Below are 5,073 nucleotides of genomic sequence, written 5' to 3'. Positions count from 1 at the left end.
CCTTGTGGATGCGCCGAGGAGCGCAGGTTCAGGCGGATCAGGGATCGCGTTGTTTGAGCCGAAGGCGAGTTTAGCGAGACCCCGCCTGAACCGAGCACCGCAGGTTGCCCGCAGCGAAGCGAAGGGACGCAGCAACCAGGGTCGCCTTTTCTTTTGCTTACTTTTCTTTTGGCGAAGCAAAAGAAAAGTGAGTAGCTGCCGGGCTACCCCCGGCCAGCCATCCTCAGCAGAGAGCACAGAGGGGAGGGAACGCGCAAGCCGGCGCAAGACCCGGCTCACCCCCTCCGGGAGAAGATAAGGCCATAACCCCCCGCTTATCCCCCGATTTCCAACTAGTACAGCTTGATAACCTTTATCTAAAGCCCATACCGGGAAAACGCCAACTAAAGTTTTCACCGCCAGCGGCCGATAGCCATACATACAGATAGACAGAGACCCCATCGACATCCAAGGACTGCATATGCACGAGACAAACAACAACAGCAACCCCGCCGCCGCCGCGAAGGCGCTGGAATTCCTGGCCTTCACGCTGGGCCAGGAAGAGTACGGCGTGGACATCCAGAAAGTGCAGGAGCTGCGCGGCTACGACACCGTCACGCGCATCGCCAATGCGCCCGAACACATCAAGGGCGTGGTCAACCTGCGCGGCATCATCGTGCCGATTGTGGACATGCGCATCAAGTTCAACCTGGGCACGCCCAGCTACGACCAGTTCACGGTGGTGATCATCCTGAACATTGCCAGCCGCATCATGGGCATGGTGGTGGACAGCGTCTCGGACGTGATCACGTTGAGCCCCGAACAGGTCAGGCCGGCGCCCGAGATGGGCGCGCTGCTGGACACCGAATACCTCATAGGCCTGGGCACGCTGGATGAACGCATGCTCATCCTCGTCGACATCGACAAGCTCATGTCCAGCAGCGACATGGCCTTGATAGAGCGCGCCACGGCTTAAGCCCCGCCACCCCACGAAACACACATAACAAAGCACACCATGTCTTTCTCAAACCTCAAAATAGGGACACGCCTGGGATCGGGCTTCTTACTGGTCCTGGTGCTTCTGGCGGCGATCGCCGGTCTGGGCCTTAACGCGATGTCGGGCGTGCAGCATCGGCTGGGCGGCATCGTGGACGGCAACAACGTCAAGAATTTCGCGGCCAACGAGATGGTGGACAACTTCCGCGACATCGCGCTGATCGTCAGCACCATCGTGCTGCTGGAAGACCCCGCCGCCATGCAGGACCAGAAAAACCGGCTGACCGCCGCGCGTGAAAAATACGGCAAGGCCAAGAAAGTGCTGGTCGAGTCCTCCCTGGACGCGAAAGAAAAAGACTTGCTGGACAAGCTGGACCAGTCGATCAAGGCGGCATCCCCGCTGGTCAACAAGGTGGTCGAACTCGGGATGCAAAACAAGAATGCGGAAGCCACGGCGCTCATGATGGGCGAGTCGGCGCCCGCCACCCGCAGGGCCATTGCCGTCATCGATGACATCGTCAACTACGAGCGGGAGCTGTCCCGGAAATCCTTCGATGAAGCCAAGGCCGAGTACACCGGCTCGCGCAACCTGATGCTGGGGCTGGCCGGGCTGGCGATCGCGCTGGGGGCCCTGGGCGCCTGGTGGATCACACGGTCCATCACGCAACCGATCAACAGCGCGGTGAAGATCGCCCAGACCGTGGCGTCCGGCGACCTGACCAGCCGCATTGAAGTGACCAGCCAGGACGAGACAGGCCAGCTGATGCAGGCGCTCAAGGACATGAACGACAGCCTGGTCGGTATTGTGGGCAATGTGCGCAGCGGCACGGACACCATCGCGACGGCTTCGAGCCAGATCGCTGCGGGTAACCACGACCTGTCCTCGCGTACCGAGCAGCAGGCGAGCTCGCTCGAAGAAACGGCGGCTTCGATGGAAGAGCTGACCTCGACCGTCAAACAGAACGCCGACAACGCCCGCCAGGCCAACCAGCTGGCGGTGTCCGCCTCCAGCGTCGCCGTCAAGGGCGGCAGTGTGGTCGCCGAGGTGGTCGGCACCATGGGGGCGATCAATGCTTCTTCACGCAAGATCGTCGACATCATTGGTGTCATTGATGGCATCGCCTTCCAGACCAATATCCTGGCGCTTAATGCGGCAGTGGAAGCCGCCCGTGCCGGTGAGCAGGGCCGAGGCTTTGCGGTGGTGGCTGCTGAAGTGCGCAACCTGGCCCAGCGCAGCGCCGCAGCGGCCAAGGAAATCAAGACGCTCATCGGCGACTCGGTCGACAAGGTCGAAGAGGGCAGCAAGCAGGTCGCCGAAGCGGGCAAAACCATGGACGAGATTGTCGACAGCGTCAAACGCGTGACCGACATCATGGCCGAGATCACGGCGGCGAGCCAGGAACAAACCTCGGGCATTGAACAGATCAACCAGGCCATCACGCAGATGGACCAGGTCACGCAGCAGAACGCGGCCCTGGTCGAGGAAGCGGCCGCCGCGGCTTCCTCGCTGCAAGAACAGGCCAGCGGGTTGTCGCAGGTGGTCAGTGTGTTCAAGGTCAATGGTGGTCACGCGCCGGCCGCGCAGCCACAGCGTTCCAGCGTGGCCCGGCCTGCGACACCCAAACAACCGCCGAAAGCCCGGCAGGCGATTTCCGCGCCGCGCAAGCCGGCCGCTCCTGCGGGTGAACTGGCCATGGCCGGCGGCGGCAGCTGGGAAACGTTTTAAGCCCACAGCAAGCCAAAGCCGGCCCTGCTTAACCATCATTTTTGAAAGCCTGGATCATGACACTCAACAACATCAAGGTCGGCAGCCGCCTGGGGCTGGCCTTCGGCCTGATTCTTTTCATCATGGCGGTGATCTCCGTCACCGGCATCTGGCGCCTGCAGGGCCTGGCCGCCACGACCCAGCAACTCGGCACGATAGACAACGAGAGGCTCAAGATGGCCGTGCAGTGGCGCCAGACCATAGACCTGAACTGGATACGCACGCGGGCGTCCATCCTCGACGCCGACACCAGCCGCATCCCGATGTGGCAGGCCGACATGGACAAGACCTCGGAAATCTCGAACGCCTCGCGCAAGCGCCTGGTCGAACTGGTCCAGACGGAAGAGGGCAAAAAACTCATCGCCAGCATCGATGCCGCGCGCGAGGCCTACCGCACGCCGCGCGCCGCCGTGCTCAAAAGAAGGCATGCCGGGGAAGACGTCACCGCCGTGCTGGAGCGCGAACTCAAGCCGCTGGCCGAAGCCTACAGCGAAAGCATCCACAAGCTCGAGGAATTCCAGCAAACGCTGTATGACGCCGCCCTGGCGCGGGCCGAAGAGAATGCGGCCCAGGGCCGCTTGATATTGATCGTGGGTTCGGTGCTGGCCTTGCTGCTGGGCGCGGCATCGGCTTTGGTGCTGACCCGCTCCATCACCGGGCCTTTGCGCCAGGCCGCCCGCAGCGCGCGTTTCATCGCCGACGGCGACCTGACCCAGCCCATCCACAGCGTGGGCCGGGACGAAGCCGCCGAGTTGCTGCAAGCCCTGAAGACCATGCAGGACAACCTGGTAGGCATCGTCGGCAATGTGCGCAGCGGGACCGACACGATTGCGACGGCTTCGAGCCAGATCGCTGCGGGTAACCATGATTTGTCTTCGCGTACCGAGCAGCAGGCGAGCTCGCTGGAAGAAACGGCGGCCTCGATGGAAGAACTCACTTCCACGGTCAAACAAAATGCCGATAACGCGCGCCAGGCGAATCAGCTGGCCGTGTCCGCGTCCAGTGTGGCCGTCAAGGGCGGCAGCGTGGTCGCCGAGGTCGTGGGAACCATGGGCGCCATCAATGCGTCCTCGCGCAAGATTGTCGACATCATTGGTGTGATTGACGGGATTGCTTTCCAGACCAATATCCTGGCTCTGAATGCGGCTGTAGAAGCCGCGCGTGCTGGTGAACAAGGACGGGGCTTTGCCGTGGTCGCGGCCGAAGTGCGCAACCTGGCCCAGCGCAGTGCCGCAGCCGCCAAAGAAATCAAGACGTTGATCGGCGACTCGGTCGACAAGGTCGAAGAGGGCAGCAAGCAGGTCGCCGAGGCCGGCAAGACCATGGACGAAATCGTCGACAGCGTCAAACGTGTGACCGACATCATGGCCGAGATCACGGCGGCGAGCCAGGAACAAACCTCCGGGATCGAGCAGATCAACCAGGCGATCACGCAGATGGACCAGGTCACGCAGCAGAATGCGGCACTGGTGGAGGAAGCGGCCGCCGCGGCGTCTTCGCTGCAGGAGCAGGCCAGCGGGTTGTCGCAGGTGGTCAGTGTGTTCAAGGTCAATGGTGGTAACGCGCCGGCCGCGCAGCCACAGCGTTCCAGCGTGGCTCGGCCGGCCACTCCCAAACAGCCTCCGCAGGCCCGGCAGGCGATTTCTGCGCCGCGCAAACCGGCGGCTCCCGGCGGCGACCTGGCCATGGCCGGTGGCGGTAGCTGGGAAACGTTTTAAGGCCGGCCCTGTTGGAGCCGGTCTTGCTCCGGCGGTGCGCCCTCTGCATGGGCTTGCTGGCCGGGGTTGCCGGCAGCAAGTAACTTTCTTTTGCTTCGCCAAAAGAAAGTCACCAAAGAAAAGGCGACCCGCAGTCTGGGTCCCTACGCTTCGCTACGGGCAACCTGCGGTGCTCGAGCCAAGCGGGGTCTGGCTAAACTCGCCTTCGGCTCAAACAACGCCAGCCCTGATCCACTTGTCTCTGCGCTCCTCGGCCCAGCCAGGACGGGGCAAGCGGGAGCGGGGACAAAAGACAAAGAAACAACCAAGACAAACAAGGACTCGCCAARGCGAGTCCTTGTGGTTTTCAGTATTCGGATTCTTGTCTTCGGCTGTTTGGTATTCCTTCCCCACCCCTTGTGGATGCGCCGAGGAGCGCAGGCCCAGACGGATCAGGGATCGCGTTGTCTGAGCGAAGCGAGTTTAGCGAGACCCCGTCTGGACCGAGCACCGCAGGTTGCCCGTAGCGAAGCGRAGGGACGCAGCAACCAGGGTCGCCTTTTCTTTTGCTTACTTTTCTTTTGGCGAAGCAAAAGAAAAGTGAGTAGCCGCCGGGCTACCCCCGGCCAGCAAGCA

Annotated in this window: 3 protein-coding genes; all 3 read left to right on the top strand. The window is 62.3% G+C overall.

Features of this window, described 5'->3' with window-relative positions; translation table 11 throughout:
- Nucleotides 1-460: 460 nt before the first annotated feature.
- From AC1D1Y_RS25680 to AC1D1Y_RS25670, 3 genes are read left to right on the top strand one after another with little or no spacing between them, the layout of a single operon-like run.
- The gene (locus tag AC1D1Y_RS25680) at nt 461-955 is read left to right on the top strand and encodes a chemotaxis protein CheW (RefSeq protein ID WP_477652251.1); all 495 of its coding nucleotides are present in this window, start codon (nt 461-463) and stop codon (nt 953-955) included.
- 39 nt (nt 956-994) lie between these two features.
- A complete protein-coding gene (locus tag AC1D1Y_RS25675) occupies nt 995-2,701 on the top strand; it encodes a methyl-accepting chemotaxis protein (RefSeq protein ID WP_477684844.1) in 1,707 nt (568 codons plus the stop codon).
- Between the two features lie 56 nt (nt 2,702-2,757).
- The gene (locus AC1D1Y_RS25670; RefSeq protein ID WP_477684843.1) at nt 2,758-4,458 is read left to right on the top strand and encodes a methyl-accepting chemotaxis protein; all 1,701 of its coding nucleotides are present in this window, start codon (nt 2,758-2,760) and stop codon (nt 4,456-4,458) included.
- The last annotated feature ends 615 nt before the right edge of the window (nt 4,459-5,073 follow it).

The organism is Polaromonas sp. P1_G1 (genome assembly GCF_056405595.1).
The sequence above is the reverse complement of the archived record's forward strand: the minus strand, read 5'-3'. Positions and strand labels throughout refer to the sequence as shown.

Bases quoted from the DNA above. Each gene is read 5' to 3' on its own strand.
- AC1D1Y_RS25680 (WP_477652251.1), top strand. From the start codon at position 461: ATGCACGAGACAAACAACAACAGCAACCCCGCCGCCGCCGCGAAGGCG.
- AC1D1Y_RS25675 (WP_477684844.1), top strand. From the start codon at position 995: ATGTCTTTCTCAAACCTCAAAATAGGGACACGCCTGGGATCGGGCTTC.
- AC1D1Y_RS25670 (WP_477684843.1), top strand. From the start codon at position 2,758: ATGACACTCAACAACATCAAGGTCGGCAGCCGCCTGGGGCTGGCCTTC.